Annotated in this window: 21 protein-coding genes; 12 read left to right on the top strand and 9 right to left on the bottom strand. The window is 75.9% G+C overall.

What is annotated here, in order from left to right; translation table 11 throughout:
* Window positions 1-51: 51 nt before the first annotated feature.
* Both ACRYM2_RS18510 and ACRYM2_RS18505 read right to left on the bottom strand, forming a co-directional pair.
* On the bottom strand, window positions 52-3,072 hold the full coding sequence (locus tag ACRYM2_RS18510; RefSeq protein WP_432523906.1) for an alpha-mannosidase: 3,021 nt from the start codon (window positions 3,070-3,072) through the stop codon (window positions 52-54).
* 34 nt (window positions 3,073-3,106) lie between these two features.
* Window positions 3,107-4,147 carry a LacI family DNA-binding transcriptional regulator gene (locus ACRYM2_RS18505; protein ID WP_432523905.1) on the bottom strand — a complete coding sequence of 347 codons (1,041 nt, stop codon included), beginning with the start codon at window positions 4,145-4,147 and terminating at the stop codon, window positions 3,107-3,109.
* Between the two features lie 200 nt (window positions 4,148-4,347).
* Between ACRYM2_RS18505 and ACRYM2_RS18500 the strand changes: the two genes are divergently transcribed.
* Together ACRYM2_RS18500 and ACRYM2_RS18495 are read left to right on the top strand one after the other, a co-directional pair.
* Complete coding sequence (locus ACRYM2_RS18500) at window positions 4,348-5,952, top strand: methyl-accepting chemotaxis protein (protein WP_432523904.1); 1,605 nt, start codon at window positions 4,348-4,350, stop codon at window positions 5,950-5,952.
* Between the two features lie 93 nt (window positions 5,953-6,045).
* Window positions 6,046-6,405: a hypothetical protein gene (locus ACRYM2_RS18495; protein WP_432523903.1), complete on the top strand. Its 360-nt coding sequence runs from the start codon at window positions 6,046-6,048 to the stop codon at window positions 6,403-6,405.
* 94 nt (window positions 6,406-6,499) lie between these two features.
* Here the strand turns inward: ACRYM2_RS18495 and ACRYM2_RS18490 are convergent, their stop codons facing one another.
* Genes ACRYM2_RS18490 through ACRYM2_RS18480 form a run of 3 tightly spaced genes read right to left on the bottom strand, consistent with a single transcriptional unit; the run spans window position 6,500 to window position 8,452 of the window.
* Complete coding sequence (locus ACRYM2_RS18490) at window positions 6,500-6,661, bottom strand: hypothetical protein (protein ID WP_432523902.1); 162 nt, start codon at window positions 6,659-6,661, stop codon at window positions 6,500-6,502.
* A 13-nt stretch (window positions 6,662-6,674) separates the two neighbouring features.
* A complete protein-coding gene (locus ACRYM2_RS18485; RefSeq protein WP_432523901.1) occupies window positions 6,675-7,844 on the bottom strand; it encodes a zinc-dependent alcohol dehydrogenase in 1,170 nt (389 codons plus the stop codon).
* Window positions 7,844-8,452: a hypothetical protein gene (locus ACRYM2_RS18480; RefSeq protein WP_432523900.1), complete on the bottom strand. Its 609-nt coding sequence runs from the start codon at window positions 8,450-8,452 to the stop codon at window positions 7,844-7,846. The genes ACRYM2_RS18485 and ACRYM2_RS18480 overlap by 1 nt, the downstream gene beginning before the upstream one ends.
* Before the next feature lie 170 nt (window positions 8,453-8,622).
* Between ACRYM2_RS18480 and ACRYM2_RS18475 the strand changes: the two genes are divergently transcribed.
* Entirely contained in the window at window positions 8,623-8,769 is a 147-nt protein-coding gene (locus tag ACRYM2_RS18475) for an antitoxin (RefSeq protein WP_432523899.1), read from the top strand.
* A 10-nt stretch (window positions 8,770-8,779) separates the two neighbouring features.
* Here the strand turns inward: ACRYM2_RS18475 and ACRYM2_RS18470 are convergent, their stop codons facing one another.
* Both ACRYM2_RS18470 and ACRYM2_RS18465 read right to left on the bottom strand, forming a co-directional pair.
* A complete protein-coding gene (locus ACRYM2_RS18470; protein ID WP_432523898.1) occupies window positions 8,780-10,297 on the bottom strand; it encodes an SGNH/GDSL hydrolase family protein in 1,518 nt (505 codons plus the stop codon).
* 85 nt (window positions 10,298-10,382) lie between these two features.
* Window positions 10,383-11,336: a GGDEF domain-containing protein gene (locus tag ACRYM2_RS18465; protein WP_432523897.1), complete on the bottom strand. Its 954-nt coding sequence runs from the start codon at window positions 11,334-11,336 to the stop codon at window positions 10,383-10,385.
* A 130-nt stretch (window positions 11,337-11,466) separates the two neighbouring features.
* Between ACRYM2_RS18465 and ACRYM2_RS18460 the strand changes: the two genes are divergently transcribed.
* Together ACRYM2_RS18460 and pdxH are read left to right on the top strand one after the other, a co-directional pair.
* On the top strand, window positions 11,467-12,360 hold the full coding sequence (locus tag ACRYM2_RS18460; protein WP_432523896.1) for a serine hydrolase: 894 nt from the start codon (window positions 11,467-11,469) through the stop codon (window positions 12,358-12,360).
* Window positions 12,361-12,415: 55 nt separating this feature from the next.
* The gene (gene pdxH / locus ACRYM2_RS18455; protein WP_432523895.1) at window positions 12,416-13,090 is read left to right on the top strand and encodes a pyridoxamine 5'-phosphate oxidase; all 675 of its coding nucleotides are present in this window, start codon (window positions 12,416-12,418) and stop codon (window positions 13,088-13,090) included.
* Here the strand turns inward: pdxH and ACRYM2_RS18450 are convergent.
* Together ACRYM2_RS18450 and ACRYM2_RS18445 are read right to left on the bottom strand one after the other, a co-directional pair.
* Window positions 12,992-13,711: an ElyC/SanA/YdcF family protein gene (locus tag ACRYM2_RS18450; RefSeq protein WP_432523894.1), complete on the bottom strand. Its 720-nt coding sequence runs from the start codon at window positions 13,709-13,711 to the stop codon at window positions 12,992-12,994. The genes pdxH and ACRYM2_RS18450 overlap by 99 nt on opposite strands.
* Window positions 13,712-13,776: 65 nt before the next feature.
* Window positions 13,777-14,958: a helix-turn-helix domain-containing protein gene (locus ACRYM2_RS18445; protein WP_432523893.1), complete on the bottom strand. Its 1,182-nt coding sequence runs from the start codon at window positions 14,956-14,958 to the stop codon at window positions 13,777-13,779.
* A gap of 76 nt (window positions 14,959-15,034) precedes the next feature.
* Between ACRYM2_RS18445 and ACRYM2_RS18440 the strand changes: the two genes are divergently transcribed.
* Genes ACRYM2_RS18440 through ACRYM2_RS18410 form a run of 7 tightly spaced genes read left to right on the top strand, consistent with a single transcriptional unit; the run spans window position 15,035 to window position 22,081 of the window.
* Window positions 15,035-15,883, top strand: a complete 849-nt coding sequence (locus tag ACRYM2_RS18440) for a nitrilase-related carbon-nitrogen hydrolase (protein WP_432523892.1) — start codon at window positions 15,035-15,037, stop codon at window positions 15,881-15,883.
* Window positions 15,880-17,319, top strand: a complete 1,440-nt coding sequence (hydA, locus tag ACRYM2_RS18435) for a dihydropyrimidinase (protein ID WP_432523891.1) — start codon at window positions 15,880-15,882, stop codon at window positions 17,317-17,319. Before ACRYM2_RS18440 ends, hydA begins: the two co-directional genes overlap by 4 nt.
* A 32-nt stretch (window positions 17,320-17,351) precedes the next feature.
* Entirely contained in the window at window positions 17,352-18,413 is a 1,062-nt protein-coding gene (locus tag ACRYM2_RS18430; protein ID WP_432523890.1) for a TIGR03842 family LLM class F420-dependent oxidoreductase, read from the top strand.
* Window positions 18,410-19,363, top strand: a complete 954-nt coding sequence (locus ACRYM2_RS18425; RefSeq protein WP_432523889.1) for an ABC transporter permease — start codon at window positions 18,410-18,412, stop codon at window positions 19,361-19,363. The genes ACRYM2_RS18430 and ACRYM2_RS18425 overlap by 4 nt, the downstream gene beginning before the upstream one ends.
* A complete protein-coding gene (locus tag ACRYM2_RS18420) occupies window positions 19,360-20,160 on the top strand; it encodes an ABC transporter ATP-binding protein (RefSeq protein WP_432523888.1) in 801 nt (266 codons plus the stop codon). The genes ACRYM2_RS18425 and ACRYM2_RS18420 overlap by 4 nt, the downstream gene beginning before the upstream one ends.
* Window positions 20,157-20,927 carry an ABC transporter permease gene (locus tag ACRYM2_RS18415; RefSeq protein WP_432523887.1) on the top strand — a complete coding sequence of 257 codons (771 nt, stop codon included), beginning with the start codon at window positions 20,157-20,159 and terminating at the stop codon, window positions 20,925-20,927. Before ACRYM2_RS18420 ends, ACRYM2_RS18415 begins: the two co-directional genes overlap by 4 nt.
* The gene (locus ACRYM2_RS18410; protein WP_432523886.1) at window positions 20,924-22,081 is read left to right on the top strand and encodes an ABC transporter substrate-binding protein; all 1,158 of its coding nucleotides are present in this window, start codon (window positions 20,924-20,926) and stop codon (window positions 22,079-22,081) included. The genes ACRYM2_RS18415 and ACRYM2_RS18410 overlap by 4 nt, the downstream gene beginning before the upstream one ends.
* Window positions 22,082-22,128: the final 47 nt, after the last annotated feature.

Below are 22,128 nucleotides of genomic sequence, written 5' to 3'. Positions count from 1 at the left end.
CCGGGCGGGACGCCCGGTGCGGGGCCCGATGGAGGGCCCGGTGGACGCGCCTCAGGCGCGCACCAGGCGCAGGGTGAGGATCTGGAACGGCCGCAGCGACACCTGCGCCCCGTCGTCGTCGACGGTCGTGGCCCCCTGCTCCAGCGGCCGCTCCAGCAGGTCGACCTCGGTGACCGAGGCGACCGGGAAGCCCCAGTCCAGCCGGGCGCGGGCCCGCCCGCCCAGGGACTCGTAGAGGCGGACGACCACGTCGCCCGACCCGTCCTCGGCCAGCTTCACCGCCTCGACGACGACGGCCGGGTCGTCCACCGCGACCAGCGGCGCCACCGGGCCGGCGCCGCTCACCCGCCGCACGGGCAGGTTCTGCCGGTACCCCTCGCGCACCGCGTCGGCGATCCGCGCCCCGACCACGAGGGAGTACTCCAGGACGTGGCGGCCCTGGTCGGTCTCCGGGTCCGGCGAGAGCGGCGCGCGCAGCAGCGAGAGCCGCACGGTCGTGCCGGGGCGCCCGCCCTCGACGACGGAGCGGGTGACGTCGTGGCCGTAGGTGGCCGAGTTCGTCAGCGCGGCCCCGTAGCCGGCCTCGCCGACGTGCAGCCAGCGGTGCGCGCAGATCTCGAAGCGGGCCGCGTCCCAGCTGGTGTTCTCGTGGGTGGGGCGGAAGACGTGGCCGAACTGGACCTCCGAGGCGGAGCGGTCGGCGTGGACGTCGAGGCCGAACGCGGCCTTGAGCAGGGTCTCGCGCTCGTGCCAGTCGGCGTCGAGGGTGAAGGCGATGCGCGACTCCCCGCGCGGCAGCCGCAGCGTCTGCACCAGGGTGCTCCCGCCCGTGCGGCGGGTGACGACGACGCGGGCGCCGTCGCCGTCGTCCTCGTGGACGGCCACGTCGTCGGCCTCGACGAGGTCGGAGACGACGTTGCGGTAGTGCGCGTCGACGTCCCAGGCGTCCCAGCGGTTGGGCGTGTCGCGGTGCAGCTGCAGCAGGTTCGCCCTCGTGCCCGCCAGCAGCACCTCGCGGTCGGCGGCGAGGTCGCGCACCGAGACGCAGTGGCCCGCCGCGTCGACGACCAGGCGCAGCAGCCCGTTGTCCAGCACGGTGCGCCCGTCCTGGCCGCGCTCGACCTCGACGGCCGCGGCGGCGGGCACCGCGGGTGCCAGGCCGAGCGCGGGGACGCCGTCGCGCGCGTGGGGGGCGGCGTTGGCGACCAGGTCGGTGCCGCCCCCGCCCGCCAGGGCCGCGAGGGAGGTGGCGACGACCTCCTCCAGCTCCGCGCTCACCCGGGCGTGGGTCGCGGCCGCCTCGCGGTGCACCCACGCGATGGAGGAGCCGGGCAGGATGTCGTGGAACTGGTGCAGCAGCACGGTGCGCCACAGCTCCTTCAGCCGCGCGGCCGGGTACTCGGCGCCGCGCAGCACCGCGGCCGTCGCCGCCCACAGCTCCGCCTCGCGCAGCAGGTGCTCGTTGCGGCGGTTGCCCTGCTTGGTCCTCGCCTGCGAGGTGTACGTGCCGCGGTGGATCTCCAGGTACAGCTCACCGGACCAGACGGGGCGGTCGGGGTACTCCTGCTCGGCGGTGGTGAAGAACTCCCGCGGGGAGTGCAGCGAGACCCGGGGCGAGCCGTCGAGGTCGCCGAGGCGGTCGGCGCGGGCCAGCATCTCGCGGGTGGGTCCGCCGCCGCCGTCGCCCCAGCCGAAGGGGACCAGCGAGGTCGTGGCGCGGCCCTTCTCGGAGAAGTTGCGGGCGGCGTGCGCGAGCTCCTTCGCCGACAGCTCGGAGTTGTAGGTGTCGACGGGCGGGAAGTGGGTGAAGATCCGCGTGCCGTCGATGCCCTCCCAGTCGAAGGTGTGGTGCGGGAAGCGGTTCTCGGTGTTCCAGGAGATCTTCTGGGTGAGGAACCAGCGGACGCCGGCGAGCTTCATGATCTGCGGCAGCGCCGCGGAGTAGCCGAAGGAGTCCGGCAGCCACGCCTCCTCGGTGTCGACGCCGTACTCCTGGGCGAAGAACTGCTTGCCCTCCAGGAACTGCCGGGCCATCGCCTCCGCGCCGACCATGTTGGTGTCGGACTCCACCCACATGCTGCCGACCGGGACGAAGCGCCCCTCGGCGATGCGCGCCCGCACCTCCTCGTGGACCTCGGGGCGGTGCTCGGCGATCCAGGCGAACTGCTGGGCCGAGCTCATCGCGTAGACGAAGGACGGGTGGACGTCCATGAGCTGGGTGACGTTCGCGGTGGTGCGCGCCACCTTGCGCACCGTCTCGCGCAGCGGCCACAACCAGGCGGAGTCGATGTGCGCGTGCCCGACCGCGCTGACGCGGTGGGCGGAGGCCCGTGCGGGGGAGGCGAACAGCGGGGCGAGCACCGCGCGCGCGGCGGCGGCCGTCCCGGCCACGTCGTGCGGGTCGAGGGCGTCCAGGCACGCGTCGACCCCGCGCAGCAGTTCCCAGCGGCGCGCGTCCTCCAGCGGCAGCTCGAGCATGAGCCCGCCGAGCACCTCCAGGTCGGCGAGCAGGTCGGCGACCTCGCCCTCGCGCGCGCAGACCTCGGCGCGGGCCAGCACGTACAGCGGGTCGCGGGGGGCGGTGAGCACGTCGCCGAGCGGGGTGGGCTCGAACGCCTGCCCCCCTCCGCCCAGGACGTCGGGGTTGGCCGCGGCCTCGACGTAGAACTCGAACGTCGTGGTGCCCGCGGGCACCGGGATCCACGTCGAGAGCGGGTTGATGGACTTCACCGCCCGGCCGTCGGCGGTGTAGACCAGGCCCTCGGCCTGGAACCCGACGTTGCGCGCGTCGGTGCCGAGGTCGAAGACGACCTCCACCTCGCGCCCGGCGAACCGCTCGGGCACCTGCCCGCGCAGGCGGAACCACGTCGTGCTCCACGGCGGCCCCCACGCCCGCCCGACGGCGAACGGCTCGAAGGCGGCGGCCAGGCCCTCGGCGACGGGGACGGGCTCCCCCGGCGCGTGCCAGGCCGCCACCTCCACGGGGACCCCCGGGGTGTGCACCGCGGGGGCGATGCGCTGGGCGAGGGCCCGTTCGAGCCGGGCCTCGGTGGTGGAGCGCTGGTCGTGCACGGACGTCCTCCTCGACGTGTCGGCGGTCGGGCGGTCAGCCCGGGTGGTCGACCCGGGTGGTCGTGGGCTCGCCGGACTCGGCGAGGCCGACGGGCACGGTGGTGCGCCGCGCGGGCGCGGTCGAGCCGGCGATCCGGTCGACGAGCTGGCGGGCGGCCCGCCGGCCCACGTCGACCGGGTCGTAGGTGACCAGCGCGACCCGGTCCACGAGCACCTCGGCGAGCTCGACGGCGTCGAAACCGGCCAGGACGACGTCGGCACGGGCGCGGTGGACGGCGATCAGCGCACCCACGGTCATGCGGTTGTTGTCGCAGAAGAGGGCGGTGGGGGGTTCGGGGTCCGCCAGCAGCGCCGCGGTGGCCGCCCGCGCGTCCTCGCTGCTGCGGTTGCCGAAGGCGAGCAGCGCGGGGACCTCGGCGACCCCGGCGGCGCGCAGGGCGGCGCGGAAGCCGGCCAGGCGCCGCGAGCCGGGCGCCGTGCCGCGGTCGCCGCCGACGTAGCCGATGCGCCGGTGCCCGCGCGCCAGCAGCAGCTCGGTGACGCGGCGGGCGCCGCCGGAGTTGTCGAGCAGCACGACGTCACCGCTCACCCCGCGCGGCAGCCGGTCGACGAAGACCACGGGCGTGCGGGCGGCGAGGTCGGCGTACAGGCCGTCGGCGTCGTCGGCGGCCGGCACGAGCAGGACCCCCTCGACGCGGCGGCGCAGCAGCTCCTCGACGATCTCGCGCTCGCGCGCCCGGTCGCGCCGGCCGTGCTCGTCGAGGCCGGTGGACAGCAGCAGCAGCACGTACCCCGCGGCCGAGGCGGCGAGCTCGACGCCGTGGGCGAGCTCGGCGGAGAAGGGGTTGGTGAGGTCCTCGACCACCAGGGCCAGCAGCGAGGTGCGCTGGCCGGGCCGCAGCGCGCGGGCGCTGTCGTTGCGCAGGAAGCCGAGGGCGGCCACGGCCTGCTCGACGCGCTCGCGGGTGGCCTCGTCGACGTAGCGCTCGCGGTTCACCACGCGCGAGACGGTGCTGACGCTGACCCCGGCCTGCGCGGCGACGTCGCGCATGGTGGGCGGCCGACCCGTGCGCACGCACCACCCCCTCCGCCGCCGCCCGCGCGTCTGCGAACGTTCGCAGGCACCGTACAGGGCGGCGCCCGGCCCCGTCAGCGGACGCACCGGCGGGGCGGCGCCGCGTGCGGCTTCAGCCGGGGCGCCCGCCCGCCGATGGAGCGGGAGCACCGCCGCCGGAGCGGGCGCACCTCGTCGACCCGCACGGGAAGGAAGAGCCGATGTCCGCGGTCCGCCGCACGAAGGTGGGAGCCCGGCTCTCGCTGGCCTTCGGGTCCCTGCTCGCCCTGCTCCTCGCCGTCGGCTCCGTCGGCCTGGCCGGCACCGCCCGCCAGCGGGAGGCCGCCGAGCACGTGCGCGACCTGACGCAGCTGGTCTCCTACGTCGAGACGATCCGCTACTACGACGCGGACATCTCCGGCTGGCAGGTCGCCTACGCCTGGGACAGCTACCGCCTGGGCGCCGCGGAGGCGATCTCCCCCGGCAGCGGCAACCGCGCCGGCTTCCTGGCCGACAAGGAGGCCCTGCTGGCCCACCTGCGGACCACGCCCACCGCGGTGATGACCGCCGCGGAGCAGGCGGCCGACGCTGAGATGCAGGCGGAGTGGAAGACCTACTTCACCTCCGACGACCGGGCCGTGGAGCTGTACCGCGCCGGGGACCTCGCCGCCGCCGAGGAGGAGATCCTCGGCAACGGCTACACCGCCTACGGCAGGATCCTCGAGCTCACCCAGCAGCTGCGCGACTCCGCGCAGCAGCGCAGCGACGCCGCCCAGGCCGAGGCCGCCGCGGCCGCCCAGCGCAGCCGCACGCTGCTGCTCACCGCGATGGCGCTGGCCGCGGTGCTCGCCGTCGGGCTGCTCGTCGTGGTCACCCGCAGCCTGACCCGCCCGCTGCACCGCATCGTCGAGCAGGTGCGCGCCATCGCGGCCGGCGACCTCACGGTCACCCCCGCCGTCGACGGCGCCGACGAGCTCACCGACGTCGCCGCCGCCCTGCGCGAGGCGGTCGCCAGCACCCGCGCCACCGTGACCGGCGTGGGCGCCGGCGCCCGCCAGGTGGCCGACATGGCCGAGGCGCTCAGCCGCACCGCCACCGACCTGCAGGCCGCGAACACCGAGACCGCGCAGCGCACCGGCACCGTCTCGGCGACCGCCGCGGAGGTCTCCGGCAACGTGGCGACGCTGGCGGCGGGCGCCGAGGAGATGGGCACCTCGATCCGCGAGATCGCCCACGGCACGGCCGCCGCCGCCGAGGTCTCGCGCCGGGCCGTCGAGACGGCCTCGACCACCTCCAGCGCGGTCGCCGCCCTCAGCCAGGCCTCCGAGCAGATCGCCTCGGTCGTCAAGACCATCACCGCCATCGCCGAGCAGACCAACCTGCTGGCCCTCAACGCCACCATCGAGGCCGCCCGCGCCGGGGACGCCGGCAAGGGCTTCGCCGTCGTCGCCAGCGAGGTCAAGGAGCTCGCCCAGCAGACCGCCGAGGCCACCCACGACATCGTCGACAAGGTCGCCGCCATCCAGACGGGCACCGCGGACGCGGCCGCGGCGATCGAGGAGATCTCCTCGATCATCGGCAGCATCGACCAGCACCAGAGCACCATCGCCGCCGCCGTGGAGGAGCAGACGGCCACCACCGCCGAGATGGCCCGCAACGTGGCCGCCGCGGCGGCGGGCTCGGAGGAGATCGCCGGGACCGTCGCGACCGTGGCCGGTGCCAGCGAGTCCAGCCGCCACCACGTGGACCAGGTCGCGCAGGCCGTCCAGCAGCTCACCGCGACCGTGGGCGACCTGCGCGCCTCGGTGGACTCCTTCCGGGTCTGAGCCCCTCCGGCGGCGACGCGCGAGGAGTGGCGCCCGCGGCGAGCGCCGGGTGATGCTGGACGGGAGGAACGCGAGGGCGGGGAGGAGCGGGGCGTGCGGGGGTTCGGCATGCAGGGGTTCGGCACGCGCAGGGCGGTCACCGTCGCCGCCGCCTCGTTCGCCAGCCTGACGCTCGTCCCCTGGGCCGTGGAGGCCGGCCGGGCCCCGCGCCCCGGGCTCGTCGCCGCTGCCGTGCCCCTCGCGCTGCTGTTCGGCGCCCTCGCCGGCTACGCCGCCGCTCCCCCGGCACCGCCGGAGCCCGCGGCACCGCCGGAGCCCGCGGCACCGCCCGCACCCCTGCCGCTGGTGCCCATCGCCTCACCGGCCGTGCGCCGGGCCGTGCAGCGCGCCGCCGCACCCGCGCCGCCCCGCAGCGGCCGGGCCCCCGCGGCGGGTCCGCCCTCGCCGCGCTGAGACGCCACCCGGACAGACGGCACCCCGCCGGGATGGCGACGGGCCGGGGACGGTCTCCCGTCCCCGGCCCGCCGCGCCGGCCTCGCGGTGCTCCTCAGCTGCCGGGCTGCTCGCCGGACTGCTCGCCGGACTGGCCGCCGGTCTGCTCGTCGGCCTCCTCGGCCTCCGCGGCGAAGCCGGTGTCGTTGCCGTAGCCGTTCTCGGTGGGCGACTCCGCCGCCTGGGACGAACCGGGGTTCTCGGTGGGTGTGGTCACGACTCTCCTCAGCTCACGGACGGAACACTGCCCGCAGGCAGCCGTCCTCCTTCTCCTTGAACATCTCGTACCCGCGCACCGCGTCCTCCAGCGGCATCTCGTGCGTGGCCAGGAACGCGGTGTCGAGCTCGCCCGCCGCCAGGTGCTGCAGCAGCCGCGGGACGTAGCGCTGCCCGTGCTGCTGGGCGGCGCGGATGGTCAGGCCCTTGTTGAGCACCACCCCCGTGGGGAAGGAGTCGGTGAGGCCGTAGACGCCGAGGACGGCGACGACCCCGCCCTTGCGGCAGGCCAGGACCGCCTCCCGCAGCGGTGTCGCCCGGTCGGTCTCGGCCCGCACGGCCTGCTTGACCCGGTCGACGGCCTGCTGCACGCCGGTCCCGTGGCCCTCCATCCCGACGGCCTCGACGACGGCGTCCGGTCCGCGCCCGCCGGTGCTCTCGCGCAGCACCTCCTGGACGCTGTCGGTCTGCGAGTAGTCGATCGTCTCGGCGCCCAGCCGGGTGCGGGCCAGCTCCAGCCGCTCGGGCAGCCGGTCCACGACGATGACGCGCTCGGCACCGGCCAGCTGCGCGCCGCGGGCGGCCATCAGCCCCACGGCCCCCGCGCCGAAGACGGCCACCGTGTCACCGGGGGTGATGTCGCAGAAGTCCGCGCCCATGAACCCCGTCGGCGCCGCGTCGGAGGCGAACAGGGCCTGCACGTCGCTGACGCCGTCGGGGACGGCGAAGCAGTTGACGTCGCCGAAGGGCACCCGCACGAACTGCGCGTGCGAACCGGCGTACCCGCCGAAAGGGTGGGTGTAGCCGTAGATCCCGCCGGAGGGGTACCCCAGCAGCGGCTGCTGGGCGGCCGCGTTGGGGTTGGTCGTGTCGCACAGCGAGTACATCTGCCGCTCGCAGTACCAGCAGTTCCCGCAGGCGATGAACGAGGGCACGACGACGCGGTCGCCGACCGCGACCCGCTGGACCTGCGGGCCCACCGCCACGACGACCCCCATGAACTCGTGGCCGAAGACGTCGCCGGAGCGCATGCCGGGCAGGTAGCCGTCGATGAAGTGCAGGTCCGAGCCGCACGTCGTCGTCAGGGTCACCTCCAGCAGGACGTCGTGCGGGTTGATCAGCGTCGGGTCGTCGACGGTCTCGACGGCGAGGTCGTTCACGCCGTTCCAGACGAGTGCGCGCATCAGCGGTCCTCCTCGCGTGCGGCGGGCTGGGGGCGCAGGGTGGGGATCTCACCGGTCTGCAGCAGCGCGCGCAGCCGGTAGAGCAGCGTGAAGGCGACGGCGCCGGCGGGCAGGTCGAGCTCGAAGCGGACCTCGGAGCCGAGGTCGCGCGGAGCGGGCAGCACCCGCACGGCCAGCAGCGCGGACTCCCCCGCCGCCCCGGTCGGGCCGCCCTCGGTGTCGTCCTCGGGACGGGCGACCTCGGCGTCCCCGTCCCCGGCGACGGGGTCCGCCAGGCGGCGGAACTCGACCCCGTCCTCGCGCTCGACGGCACGGGTGTCCACCGACATCTCCTCGCCCTCGCTGCTGAGGACGAAGGTGATCCGGTCCCCCTCCCCCGTCTCGACGCGGCCGAGGTCGCCCAGCAGCCGGGAGAGCACCCGCGGGTCGCGGCAGGCGGTGAGCACCTCCTGCGGCGGGCGGGCGATCGTCAGCGTCTGCGACACCCCGTGCGGTCCCGGCCTGCTGGGGTCGAGGGGGTTCTTCTCCGCCGCCCGGCCGGGCAGCACGCGGCCTGCCGCCTCGCGCGCGCTGGCCAGGACTCCGCGGGCCTTGTGCGTCACGTCCATCGCCTTCCTCCTCGCCGGTCCTGCACCGCTGCGCACGCTACGGCGGTGACCGCGCGGCGGCATCCCCAGCGCGGGCCCGCGCTCGAGGTGCGGGCCCGCGGGCCCCGGCGGACAGTGGTGCCACCGCCCCGGACGCCGTGTCCGGGCAGTCGCAGGAGGAGGAGAGCGCCGTGCCCGGGTTGGACGACATCACCGAGAAGGCCAGCGACGCCGGCATCGACAAGGCGGGCGACGCCGTCGACCAGAAGAGCGGCGGCAAGCTCGACGGCCAGGTCGACAAGGCGCAGGAGTCCGCCGACCAGAAGATCGGCGAGTGAGCTCGCCCCTTCACGCACCGGCCTGAGCGCCGGCCGGCGCTGCGCCGCACCGGCCGGGCAGCCACCGCCTGAGCACCCCGAGGCGCTGGTCCCACCGGTCGATGCGGCGCAGCACCGCGTCCAGGCCCGGCGGCGGGGAGCGGACGAGGCTGTCGCGGCGGCGCAGCGCGGCGAAGTCGAGGTCCGGTCCCGCGGTGAACTCCACCCCGGCGGCGTGCATCGCGCGGGTGAACTCCTGGGCGACGATCCCGTACCCGCACGTCGTGGGGTGGATGCCGTCCAGGCCGAAGAGACCGCCCCGCGTGCGGTTCCCCGCCTCGTCGGTGCCGAAGAACCGGGTGTCGAGGTCGCGCAGCTCCGCCGGCAGCGGCCACGGCGGGAACTCCACCGGGCGCGCCTCCAGCTCGTCGTTGCGGCGCACCGCGAGCCGGTCCAGGACGGCCCCCTGGTCCACGACCCGCCAGTCCCGCCCGGCCTGGCGGGCACGCTCGACCACCTGCACGAGCGCGCGGTTGTACTCGTCGACGGCGAGGTCGACGGCCCACACCTGGCCCCCCGTCAGGTGCCGGTCGCGGTCGGGGTCGAACGTCCGGTCGCTCTTCCAGGGCCTGCCGTAGAACCTGAAGTACCGCGGCAGTCCCGGCAGCGGGCCGCCGAGCCCGCGGGTGACGGGCGGGATCGTCACGTGCGGGACGGTCGCCCAGAGCACGTGGTCGGCGTCGACGCGCTCCACCCGGGCCGCGAGCAGTTCCAGCTCGGCGCGGAAGTGCTCCACCGTCCACACCGTGTACCGGGCCTTGGCGGTCAGGTCGCGGAAACCCGGCCCGCTGGGCACCGCGTCCAGGCGCACCACGCTGCCCAGCGCGTTGTTGGAACCCAGCCACACGCACAGCGTCTCGATGCCACCGGGGTCCGCGCCCAGTTCCTGGGCGGCCTCCAGCGGCCCGAGCGCGCGGCCGGCGCGGTCGCGGGCGCCGGAGAGGACCTGCACCGCGGCCCGCGCCTGCGCGTCGTCGACCAGCGGCGAGGGGCCCGGCGGGCCGACGCGGGCCCGCTCGGTGTCCGCGGTGCGCGACAGGACGTCGCGCAGGTCCCAGCCCCACACGCCGAGGTTCTCGTGGCGCGCTCCCGGCCCGGGCGGCAGCGGGCGCTCGTAGCACCGCTCGACCTGCCGCAGGTAGCGGTACCCCGCGACGAGCCCGGCCGGTGCCGGGCGCCCCAGGACGCGCCGGGCCAGGAGCTCCAGGTTCAGCGGGTAGCCGCCGGGACCGCGGTCGACCGGGTGCGCGAACCGCGCGCCCAGCCGGTCGGCGACCAGCGCGGGCCAGCTGAGGTCGGTGGCGTGCACGGCGTAGTGCTGGAAACCCTGCGTCAGGGAATCACCCACCACGACCAGCCGGTGCGCCCAGGCCCGCCGCGGCCGCGCCGGCACGTCGACGCCCAGGGCGGGGTCGTCGAGCGGTGGCCGCACGCGGTCGGTGGGCCGCACGCCCAGGGCCGCGGCGAGGGCCCGGCCGGCAGCGTCCACGCGGCGGAGTCTGCCGCACCACCGCCGCGGCGACCGCGGCGGCCACCCGGCGGCCGCGGCACGCCCGCGGCGTGCGCGGGGACGGCTAGCGGGACGGGCGCGACTTGGCGGCGTACATCGCGGCGTCGGCGGCGTGCAGCAGGTCCTCGGTGCCCGGGCGGGTGCCGTCGGCGTCCGGCGAGGTGGCCACGCCGACGGCCACGCCGACCTCGAGCACGTCCGGACCGGCCCCGGTGCTGCGGAACCCGTCGGCGAGCCGCCGGGCGACGACCGCGGCCTGCTCGGGCGAGGTGCCCTCGCACAGCACCGCGAACTCGTCACCGCCCAGCCGCGCCGCGGTGTCCTCCGGGCGCAGCAGCCCGCGCAGGTGGGCGGCGAAGCCGCGCAGCACCTCGTCCCCGGCGGCGTGGCCGAAGCGGTCGTTGACCTGCTTGAAGCCGTTGAGGTCGAGGTAGAGCACGGTGACGGGCTCGCCGTGGCGCTCACCGCGCGGCAGCGCCCGCTGCAGCTGCTCGAGGAAGGCGGCGCGGTTGGCCAGACCGGTCAGCGCGTCGTGGCTGGCCTGGTGCTCCAGCTGCCGGCGCAGGTCCTCGCGCTGGCTGACGTCCTCCAGGTGCATGATCGCGTGCGCGGGTGCGGCGGCCGTGGCGCGGACGGCGGAGGTGGTCACCCGCACGTCGATCGAGCGGCCGTCCCGGGAGCGGAACCGGGTCTCGTGCACCACGGTCTCCTCCGGCCGCTGGCGCAGGGCCGCGCAGGCGGCGATCGCGCCGGCGACGAGCTCGGGCTGCACCAGCCGGAACAGGTCCCGTCCCAGCAGCTCCTCCTCCGCGTACCCCAGCAGCCGGGTCACCGCGCCGTTGACCCGGGTCACCACCCCGTCCGGCGTGCACACGGCGACCCCGATGGGGGCGTGCAGGAAGGCGCTGACGGCGTCGGCGTCCAGCGAGGCGCTCTCGTCGCGGGCCGAGCGGTGCCCGGGCTGGGCGGGGACCGGCGCCGGGACCGCCCGGCCCGGCAGGTCGCTGGAGGTGGGCACCCGGCCAGCCTCGTCCGCACCGGTTGGCCGCGCAACCTCTCCACCGCGCACCGCTGGCGCCGCCGGCCGCGCCGGTGGAGGCTGGCGGCGGACACCGCTGTCCGAGGGACCGCTGGGCGGGGAGGTGCTCGTGCTGGTGCGCCGGCGCACGCTGCTGGGGACCGGGCTGGTCGCCCTCGCCGCCACCCCGCGGGACGCCCAGGACGCGCGCGAGCGGCGGGAGCGGGCGCAGCGGCAGGGCGGGGACGAGCCGGAGGAGCGCGACGGGCGCACCTTCGACCTCGGTGCGTACCTGGACGCCCAGCTCGACGCCACCCGCGCCGCGGTGTGGGCGGTGGACCTGCGCAGCGGCCGGCGGCTGGACCACGACGGGCACCACCAGCGGCCGCTGCTGGCGCTGGCCGCGGGGCTGGCCGCCGCCCAGCTGCTGCGGACGGCGACCCCCCTGACCCGCCGCGTGCGCTACGGCGCCGACGACGTCCTCCCCGGCTCCCCCGTCGCCGGCAGCCACGTGCGGGAGGGGATGAGCGTGGCGCAGCTGTGCACGGCGGCGCTGGGGCGCGGCGACGAGACGGCCGCCAACCTGCTCCTGCAGCTGAGCGGGGGCCCGCCCGGCCTCACCCGCTTCTGCCGCTCCCTGGGCGACGGGACCACCCGGGTGGACCGGTGGGCGCCCGAGTCCGCCTCCGGCGAGCCCTGGGACCCGCGCGACAGCACGACGGCGCGGGCGCTGGCGCGCGACTACGGGGTCCTGCTGCTCGGGCCCGCGCTGCCGGCCGCGGCGCGCCTGCAGCTGCGCTCCTGGCTGCCGACGGCGCTGCTCGCGGGCGGCTGGAGCTTCTCGCACGTGACCGCCACCGGCTGGTACGGCACGGCCGGCACCGTCGGCATCGCCCGGCGCGGCACCCGCCAGGTCGTGCTCGCCTCGCTGGTGCGCGGCGCCGAGGCGACCGCCCCCGGGACGCCGCAGGCGGCGCTGAGCCCGGTCACCGCGGTCCTGCAGGCGCTGGACCGCAGCTGGTGAGCCCGCGGCGCGGGCGCGGACCGCCCCGCGGCCGCGGGGCACCTAGGCTGGCGCCGTGGAGGACCCCGCCCAGCGCCGCATCGACTACGGCGACCGGCCCTTCGGGACCGACGACCTCGCCCCGACGCCGCTCGCGCAGTTCGAGCGCTGGTACTCGGCCGCGGTGGACGCCGGCGTCCTGGAACCCAACGCCATGACCGTCGCCACGGCCGACGCCGACGGGGTCTCGGCCCGCACGGTGCTGCTCAAGGCGCTCGACGCGCGGGGCTTCGCCTTCTACACGGGCTACCGCTCCCGCAAGGCGCGGGCCATCGCCCACGACGAGCGGGTGGCGCTGCTGTTCTGCTGGCACGGCCTGCACCGGCAGGTCGCCGTGCGCGGCAGCGCCGAGCAGGTGCCGCGGGCGCAGACCGAGGCGTACTTCACCTCCCGGCCCTACGGCTCGCGCATCGGCGCGTGGACGAGCGAGCAGTCGCAGCCGGTGGAGTCGGCGGCGGCGCTGCACGAGCGCGAGGCGCAGCTGCGCCGCCGCTGGCCGGACACCGGGTCCCCGGCCGACGTGCCGACCCCGCCGCACTGGGGCGGGTACCTCGTGCGGGCCCGCGAGGTGGAGTTCTGGCAGGGCCGCACCTCACGGCTGCACGACCGGCTGGTGTTCGTCAGCACCAGCGGGCAGCCGGCCGCGCTCGACGACGCGGGCGCGTGGCGCGTCGAACGCCGCCAGCCCTGAGGGCAGGCGCAGCCGCAGCGAGCGGGCGAGGTCGTAGGCCAGCGTCGCGGCCTTCCACCGCAGCTGCTCACCCGCCCGGTGGTCGTCGGCGGGCACGAGCCGCGCGGCGAGGTCGGGACGCTGCTGGGCGAGGTAGCGCCGCGCGCGCAGCGCGTGCACCGGTGAGGAGGCGACCGCGATCGTCGCCGCCCCCTGCAGGTGCGGCAGGCTGAGCGCGACGTTCTCCCACGTGCTGCGCGCCGACTCCTCCAGCGCGATCCGGTCGGCGGGCCAGCCGAACTCGTCGCGCGCGCACCCGGCCATCACCGCCGCCTCGCTCGGGCCGCCCGCTCCGCCGCCCTCCGGGGCCGCGCCGGAGAAGACCAGCAGCGTGCGGGCCGGCTCCCCGGTGCGCACCGCGATCGCGGTGCGCCAGCGCTGCACGGGGTGCACGGCCCCGCCGGGCCGGGAGGGGAAGCCCAGGACGAGCACCGCCTCGGGCACGACCCGGGGCGCTCCGTCCAGCCCGGTGCGGGAGGCCCGCAGGTGGGCGAGGTCCACGAGCACCGCGAGCGCGCCCGCGACGACGGGCGCGGCGGCGAGGGCCGCCAGCGCGGCGGCGCGCCTGCTGCTGCGGTGCACCGCGCCATCCTCGCAGCCGCCCGCACGGGCGGGGGTGGTGGAGGACCCGCCCGCACCGCACGCGCTCAGCCGTCCTGCCAGCGCCAGGCGGTGAGCGCGAGCAGCAGCACGGACGCCTGGGCGGGGACGGTGATGTCCAGCCCCGTGCACTCGGCGACCCGGCGCAGCCGGTTGAGCACGGTGTTGCGGTGGCAGAACGTCCGCTCGGCGGTGGTGGCGACCGAGCCGGTGGCCGCGTAGGCGTCCACGGTCTCCAGCAGCCGGTCGCGCTCGGGCGGGGCCAGCACGAGCAGCTCGTGCAGCACGTCGCGGGCCAGGTCCTCGCGCAGCCCGCCGAGCGCCGAGGCGGCCACCGCGACCGCCGCGCCGGCCAGCCGGGCCGGCGCCGCCGCGGTCGCGGGCAGCGCCCCCGCCACCTGCTGGGCGACGCGCAGCGCCCGGGGCACCCGGCCCACCCCGTGCGCCAGCGGGCCGACCCCGCAGGGCACCGCCCGCAGGGCGGCGGGCACGACGGGCCGCCCGGAGGTTCCGGCGTCCAGCGGCCAGGTGCCCCGCGGGCGGTGGGCGAGCACGACCGTCCCGCCGTGCCACTCGTGCAGGTGCACACCGCCCCGCGCGGCCAGCGCGGTCACCGCCTGCCGGGCGCGGCCCGGCACGAAGGCGACGAACACGTCGTCGCCCGTCCCCGCGCCCAGGACGCCGGCCGCACGCGCCAGCAGCTCGCCGTCCTCGCCGTCGGAGTCGAGGAACGCCTCGACGACGCGGCGGCGGTCGCGGTCGCGCTCGAAGGCCAGCGCGGTCGCGGCCTCGTGGTAGCCGATCTGCACGTCGGTGGAGTGCTCCTCGACGGCCTGCCACAGCTGCACGGGCAGCGTCACCATCGCCACGAGCGCGTCCGGCGGCAGCCGCTCGGCCAGCTCCTCCCACACGATGCGGAAGTGCAGCCGCGTGCCGGTGGTCACCGCGGACAGCGGCACGTCCAGCTGCGCGCGGTGGCGGCCGAGCCCGCGGGAGAGCTCCACGAACCGCTCCGGCACCGGCATCCCGACCAGCCGGCGCAGCACCCGCTCGTAGGTGTTCACCCCGTCGGCCAGCAGCTGCGCGCGGTCGACGGCGCCGTCGGAGTACGGCACGACCTGGGTGAGGGCCACGACGAAGCGCTCGGCGATGGCGTCGACGTCGCCGAGCAGTTCCAGCAGCACCGACCGCACGGCGGCCGTTTCGGCCGCGTTTCCCACGCTGTGCATCTGCACACAGTACGGGGGGAAACGCGTGCCGGGACGTTCTTGTGACGGATCCGTCGCCCGCGGAACCCTGTCCGCCATGACGACGTTGCGCATCGCGCTCGTGCAGGCCGCCTGGACGGGCGACAAGGAGAGCATGGTCAAGGCGCACGAGGACCACGCGCGGGCCGCCGCCGAGGCCGGCGCGAAGGTCGTGTGCTTCCAGGAACTGTTCTACGGGCCCTACTTCGGGATCACCCAGGACGCCGCGTACTACGACTACGCCGAGTCCGTGCCCGGCCCGACCGTGGCGCGCTTCCAGGCGCTGGCCGCCGAACTGGGCATCGTGATGGTGCTGCCCGTCTACGAGGAGGAGATGCCGGGGGTCCTCTACAACACCGCCGCCGTCGTCGACTCCGACGGCAGGTACCTGGGCAAGTACCGCAAGCACCACATCCCGCACGTCGAGAAGTTCTGGGAGAAGTTCTACTTCCGCCCCGGCAACCTGGGGTACCCGGTGTTCGAGACCTCGGCGGGCCGCATCGGCGTGTACATCTGCTACGACCGGCACTTCCCCGAGGGCTGGCGCGCGCTGGGCCTGGCGGGCGCGGAGATCGTCTTCAACCCCAACGCCTCCAAGCCGGGGCTGTCGAACCGGTTGTGGGAGCTGGAGCAGCCCGCCGCGGCCGGGGCCAACGGCTACTTCGTGGCGGTGCCCAACCGTGTCGGCGCCGAGACCGGCGAGTTCGGTGACGACGCCGTCGCCTTCTACGGCACCAGCTACGTCGTCGACCCGCAGGGGAACTTCGTCGGCCAGAAGGCCAGCGGCACCGAGGAGGAGCTGCTGATCCGCGACCTGGACATGGACCTGATCCGCCGGGCCCGCACCGACTGGCAGTTCTACCGCGACCGCCGACCCGACTCCTACGGGGACCTGGTGCGGCCGTGACGGCGGGGACGACGCGCACGGCGCGCACGCTGATCTCCGGGGGCACGCTGGTCTCGGCCACCGGCGCCACCCCCACCGACGTCCTCGTCGAGGGCGAGGTGGTCCTCGCCCTGCTGGCCCCCGGCGGCGGAGCGGAGCTCGCCGTCGACGAGCGGATCGACGCCTCCGGCTGCTACGTGCTGCCCGGCGGGGTCGACGTGCACACGCACATGCAGATGCCCTTCGGCGGGACGGAGGCCTCCGACACCTTCGAGACCGGCACCCGCGCCGCCGCCTTCGGCGGCACGACGACGATCGTGGACTTCGCCGTGCAGCGCAACGGGGAGGTCGTCGAGCAGGCGCTGGAGGCCTGGCACGCCAAGGCGGCGGGGAACTCGTTCGTCGACTACGGGTTCCACATGATCCTCGGCGGGGTGGACGAGGACTCGCTGAAGGCGATGGACTCCCTCGTCGCCCACGAGGGGATCACCAGCTTCAAGCTGTTCATGGCCTACCCGGGGGTGTTCTTCTCCGACGACGGGCAGATCCTGCGGGCCATGCAGCGCGCCACCGACAACGGCGCCGTCGTCATGATGCACGCCGAGAACGGAACCGCCATCGACGTCCTCGTGCAGCAGGCGCTGGCCCGCGGCGACGTGGACCCGGTGTTCCACGGGCTGACCCGGCCGGCGGCGATGGAGGCGGAGGCGACCAACCGGGCCATCGCTCTCGCCGAGGTGGCCGGCGGCACCCCGCTGTACGTCGTGCACGTCTCCGCCTCCCAGGCGCTGGCGCGCATCGCCGCCGCCCGCAGCGAGGGTCGCAACGTGTTCGCCGAGACCTGCCCGCAGTACCTGTACCTGACGCTGGAGGACCACCTCGGCGCCGGCGGGCCGGGCAGCTTCGAGGGGGCCAAGTACGCCTGCTCCACGCCGCTGCGTTCGAAGTTCGAGCCGCACGCGGCCGACCTGTGGAAGGGCCTGCGCACCGACGACCTGGCCGTGGTCTCCACCGACCACTGCCCGTTCTGCTTCGCGGACCAGAAGCAGCTGGGGCGCGGGGACTTCTCGAGGATCCCCAACGGGATGGGCGGGGTCGAGCACCGGATGGACCTCGTCCACCAGGGCGTCGTCGACGGGCACCTGTCGCTGCAGCGCTGGGTGGAGACGTGCTCCACCACCCCGGCGCGGATGTTCGGGATGTACCCGCGCAAGGGGACGATCGCCCCCGGCTCGGACGCGGACGTCGTCGTCTACGACCCGCGGGCCACCACCCGCATCAGCGCGGCCACGCACCACATGAACATCGACTACTCCGCGTTCGAGGGCTTCGAGCTGACGGGCGCGGTGCGCACGGTGCTCTCCCGCGGGCGCGTCGTCGTCGACCGCGGCACGTTCTCCGGCAGCCCCGGCCACGGGCGCTTCGTCCCCCGCGGGCTGTCGCAGTACCTGCGCTGAGCCCCCGCCGACCGAGAAGGAGGAACCCCGAAGTGGACTTCGGTGTCGTCCTGCAGACCACTCCCCCCGCCGGCCGCGTCGTCGAGCTGTCCCGGCTGGCCGAGACGTACGGGTTCACCCACGTCTGGACCTTCGACTCCCACGTGCTGTGGCAGGAGCCGTACGTCATCCACTCGGCCATCCTCAACGCTACCCGCAAGGTCGTCGTCGGGCCGATGGTCACCAACCCCGCCACCCGCGAGTGGTCCGTCACGGCCTCGACGTACGCCACGCTCAACGAGATGTACGGCCCGCGCACGATCTGCGGGATCGGCCGGGGCGACTCCGCCGTGCGCACGCTGTCGGGCAGGCCGACGACCCTGGCGACCCTGCGCGAGGCGGTGCACGTCATCCGGGAGCTGGCCAACGGCCGGCCCGTGCAGCACCGCGGGCAGACGGTGCGCCTGCCGTGGGCGCGCGAGCACCCCGGCGCACCCACGGAGGTCTGGGTCGCGGCCTACGGGCCGAAGGCGCTGGCGCTGACCGGCGAGGTGGCCGACGGGTTCATCCTGCAGCTGGGCGACCCCGACATCGCGGCCTGGACGATCAAGGCCGTGAAGGACGCCGCGGCGGCGGCCGGCCGCGACCCCGACAGCGTGAAGGTCTGCGTGGCCGCCCCGGCCTACGTCACCGACGGCGGAGCCGCCGCGCTGGAGCACGCCCGCGCCCAGTGCCGCTGGTTCGGGGGGATGGTGGGCAACCACGTGGCCGACATCGTCGAGCGCTACGGCACCGACGGCGGCGGCGCCAACCCGGTGCCCGCGGCGCTCACCGACTACATCGCCGGCCGCGAGGGCTACGACTACAACCAGCACGGCCGGGTGGGCAACACCCACGCCGACTTCGTCCCCGACGAGGTCGTCGACCGCTTCTGCCTGCTCGGCTCCCCCGCCGAGCACGTCGCCCGGCTGCGCGACCTGCAGGCCCTGGGCGTCGACCAGTTCGCGCTCTACCTGCAGCACGACGCCAAGGAGCAGACGCTGCGCGCCTACGGCGACCTCGTGCTGCCGGCCCTGGCCGAGCAGGTCCCCGCCCTCTCGCGGGAGCCGGCGTGAGCGGACTGCTCGCCGACCGACCGGCGCGGCCGGCCGCACCGGCGCCGGCCGGGGCGCGCCCCACCGCGCGCCTGGTGCCGGGGCTGCGCCGCACCGCCACGGCGCTGGCCGGGGTCGCGGCGCTGCTGCTGGCCTGGGAGCTGTACCGGGCGTTCGGGCCGGTGCAGGGCCTCGAGGTCGGCGGGCAGCGCGTCCTGCCCCGGGCGGACCCGCGCTCCATGCCGGGGGTCGGCGAGGTCCTCGCCACGCTCGGCGAGCCGGAGGTGGCGGTGCCCGGCGCGCGCACCGTGGGCGTGGCGGTGCTGAGCGCGGCCGCCGGGACGCTGCGGATGGCGGCCGGCGGCTGGCTGCTGGGCTCCGCCGCCGGCCTCCTGCTGGCGGTCGCCATGCAGCGCTCCCGCCTGCTCGAGCGGGGCCTGCTGCCCTACGTCGTCCTGAGCCAGACCGTGCCCGTCATCGCCGTCGCCCCGCTCGTCGCCGCCTGGGGCGGCAGGCTCGCGCTGACGCCGACGCTGACCTGGCAGCCGTGGACCTCGGTCGTCGCCGTCTCCGCCTTCCTGGCCTCCTGCCCCGTCGCCCTGGGCGCCCTGCGCGGGTTGCAGGCCCCCGGCGGCGCGGAGCAGGAGCTGTTCACCAGCCTCGCGGCGACGCGGCGCCAGACGCTGCTGCGGCTGCGCTTCCCCGCGTGCGTGCCCTTCCTCGTGCCGGCGCTGCGCCTCGCGGCCGCCCAGGCCGTCGTCGGCTCGATCGTCGCGGAGATCTCCACCGGCACCCGCGGCGGCATCGGCCGCCTCGTCCTGGAGTACGCCCAGCAGGCCACGTCCTCGCCGGGCCGGCTGTACGCGGCGATCCTCGGCGCAGCCCTGCTGGGGCTGCTGGCCGCCGCGCTCGTGTCCCTGCTGGACGTCCTGCTGCTGCGCCGCGGACGTGGACCTGGAGGAAACCCGTGAGCACCCCCGCCGTGCAGGTCACCGGCCTGGAGCAGCGCTTCGCCACCGCCTCGGGCGAGGTGCTCGCGCTGTCCGGCGTCGACCTCACCGTCGAGGCCGGCGCCTTCGTCTCGCTCATCGGCCCGTCCGGCTGCGGCAAGTCCACGCTGCTGCGCTGCATCGGTGACCTCGTCACCCCCACCGCGGGCACCGTCCTGGTCGGCGGGGTCAGCGCCCACGAGGCGCGGCTGGCGCACCACTACGGCATCGCCTTCCAGTCGGCGGGACTGCTGGAGTGGCGCACCGTGCAGCGCAACGTCGAGCTGCCGCTGGAGCTGCACGGCGTCGGCAGGCGCGAGCGCGCCCGGCGCGCCCGGTACCTGCTGGACCTCGTCGGGCTGGGCGACTTCGCCGGCGCCCGGCCGGCGCAGCTGTCCGGCGGGATGCAGCAGCGGGTGGCGATCGCCCGGTCGCTGGCGGAGGAACCGCCCCTGCTGCTCATGGACGAGCCCTTCGGCGCCCTCGACGAGATGACCCGCGAGCGGATGCAGGCTGAGCTGCTGGCGATCCGCGAGCGGACCGGCACCACGGTCGTGCTCGTCACCCACTCCATCGCCGAGGCCGTCTTCTGCTCCACGCAGGTGGCCGTCATGTCGGCGCGTCCGGGGCGCGTCGTGCGGGTCGTCGACGTCGACCTGCCCAGCCGCGACGAGGACGGCCGCGAGCACCCGGCGTTCTTCGCCGCCATCACCGCCGTGCGCGAGGCGCTGCGCGGCCGCACCCCCGTCGCCGGCGCCCTGCACGGGGAGGACCGGTGAGCGGGCGGGCGCACGTCCTCGCCCCGCCGCTGCTGGTGGGCGTGGCCGTGCTGCTGCTGTGGCAGCTGGTGGTCGTCGCGGGCCGCGTCGCGACGTTCGTGCTGCCCTCCCCGCTGGCCGTCGCGCAGGCGTTCGGCCCGGTGGCCGGGGACGTCGTGCGCGCCGCGCTCGCGACGGGCACGACCGCGTTCGCGGGTCTGGTGGCCGGCTCGCTGGCCGGGGTCGTGGCCGCGGTCCTGGCGGCCCGCGTGCGGGTGCTCGACGAGGTGCTCAGCCCGCTGTCGGCCGCGGCGAACGCCATGCCGATCGTCGCCCTGGCACCGGTGTTCAACGCGATGTTCGGCTCGACCAGCCCGGTGCCGCGCCGGCTGGTGGTCGCCGTGGCGGTGTTCTTCCCGCTGTTCGTCAACACCGCACGGGGCCTGCGCAGCATCGACCCCGTGCACGCGGAGCTCATGCGCAGCCTGGCCGTCTCCGACTGGGCCGTCACCCGCCACGTGCGGCTGCCGGGCGCGGTGCCGCACCTGTTCACCGGGCTGCGGCTGGCCTCGTCCCTGGCGGTCATCGCGGCGGTCGTCGCCGAGTACTTCGGCGGCCGCCAGGACGGCCTGGGCTCGCGCATCACCTCGGCGGCCAGCGCCACCGCCTACCCGCGGGCGTGGTGCTACGTCCTCGGCGCGGTCGCCCTCGGCCTGCTCGCATACCTCGCCGCGCTGCTGCTGGAGCGGCTGCTCTCCCCCACCCGCACCCCCCGGAGGTCCTCGTGAGCCCCAGCCCCACCCGCCGTTCCGCCCTGCTCGCCGGTGCCGGCGGTGCGCTCTCCCTGTCCGCCGCGGCCTGCGGCAGCGCCGACCAGGAGGCGGCTGGGAGCCCCGCGTCCGCCGGCGCCGGCGGTGCCCCCGTCAAGCTGCAGCTGCAGTGGGTGACGCAGGGGCAGTTCGCCGGGTACTTCGCCGCGCTGGAGCAGGGCTACTACTCCGACGAGGGCCTGGAGGTGGAGATCCTCGAGGGCGGTTCCGACATCGTCCCGCAGACGGTGCTCGCGCAGGGGCAGGCCGACTACGCGATCGCCTGGGTGCCCAAGGCGCTGGCCTCCCGCGAGCAGGGCGCCGCGATCACCGACGTCGCGCAGGTCTTCCAGCGCTCGGGGACCCTGCAGGTCTCCTTCGCCGACGCCGGGATCGGCGACGTCGGCGGGCTGCGCGGCAAGAAGGTCGGCAACTGGGGGTTCGGCAACGAGTACGAGCTGTTCGCCGCGATGACCGCGGCCGGGCTGGACCCGAGCGCCGACGTCGAGCTGGTGCAGCAGCAGTTCGACATGCTCGGCCTGCTGCAGGGCGACATCGACGCCGCGCAGGCCATGACCTACAACGAGTTCGCCCAGCTGCTGGAGGCGACGAACCCGGCCACGGGTGCGCTCTTCACCCCCGCCGACTTCTCCGTGCTGGACTGGAACGAGGTGGGCACCGCCATGCTGCAGGACGCGGTGTGGGCGAGCACCGACAGGCTCGCCGACACCGCCTACCAGGAGCAGACCGTCAAGTTCCTCAAGGCCTCGCTCAAGGGCTGGGTGTTCGCCCGCGACAACCCCGAGCAGGCCCGCGACGTCGTCGTGGCCCGCGGGTCCACCCTGGGCGCCAGCCACCAGCTGTGGCAGGTCAACGAGGTCAACAAGCTCGTCTGGCCGGCTCCCGGCGGGGCGGGCCTGATCTCCGAGGACGCGTGGGCGCGGACGGTGCAGATCGCGCTGGACACCAGGAACGCCGAGGGGCAGACGGTCATCACGAGGGAACCGGACGCGGACGCCTTCACCAACGAGTACGTGCAGCAGGCCCTCGACGAGCTGACGGCCGAGGGCGTGGACGTGACGGGCACCGGGTTCGCGCCGATGACGGTGGCGCTGGCCGAGGGCGGCGCCTGATCCCGCCGCACGCGCAGGTGCCCGGCCGCCGCCGGCGGGCGGCGGCC

Source organism: Kineococcus aridisoli, from assembly GCF_050871885.1.
Taxonomy (GTDB): Bacteria; Actinomycetota; Actinomycetes; order Actinomycetales; family Kineococcaceae; genus Kineococcus.
Note: the sequence above shows the minus strand (reverse complement) of the source record. Positions and strands in the feature narration are given on the sequence as shown.

Excerpts from the sequence above, each read along its gene's own strand:
- ACRYM2_RS18440 (WP_432523892.1), top strand. The coding sequence starts at position 15,035 with ATGACGACGTTGCGCATCGCGCTCGTGCAGGCCGCCTGGACGGGCGAC.
- ACRYM2_RS18480 (WP_432523900.1), bottom strand. The coding sequence starts at position 8,452 with ATGGACGTGACGCACAAGGCCCGCGGAGTCCTGGCCAGCGCGCGCGAG.
- ACRYM2_RS18445 (WP_432523893.1), bottom strand. The coding sequence starts at position 14,958 with ATGCACAGCGTGGGAAACGCGGCCGAAACGGCCGCCGTGCGGTCGGTG.
- ACRYM2_RS18500 (WP_432523904.1), top strand. The coding sequence starts at position 4,348 with ATGTCCGCGGTCCGCCGCACGAAGGTGGGAGCCCGGCTCTCGCTGGCC.
- ACRYM2_RS18485 (WP_432523901.1), bottom strand. The coding sequence starts at position 7,844 with ATGCGCGCACTCGTCTGGAACGGCGTGAACGACCTCGCCGTCGAGACC.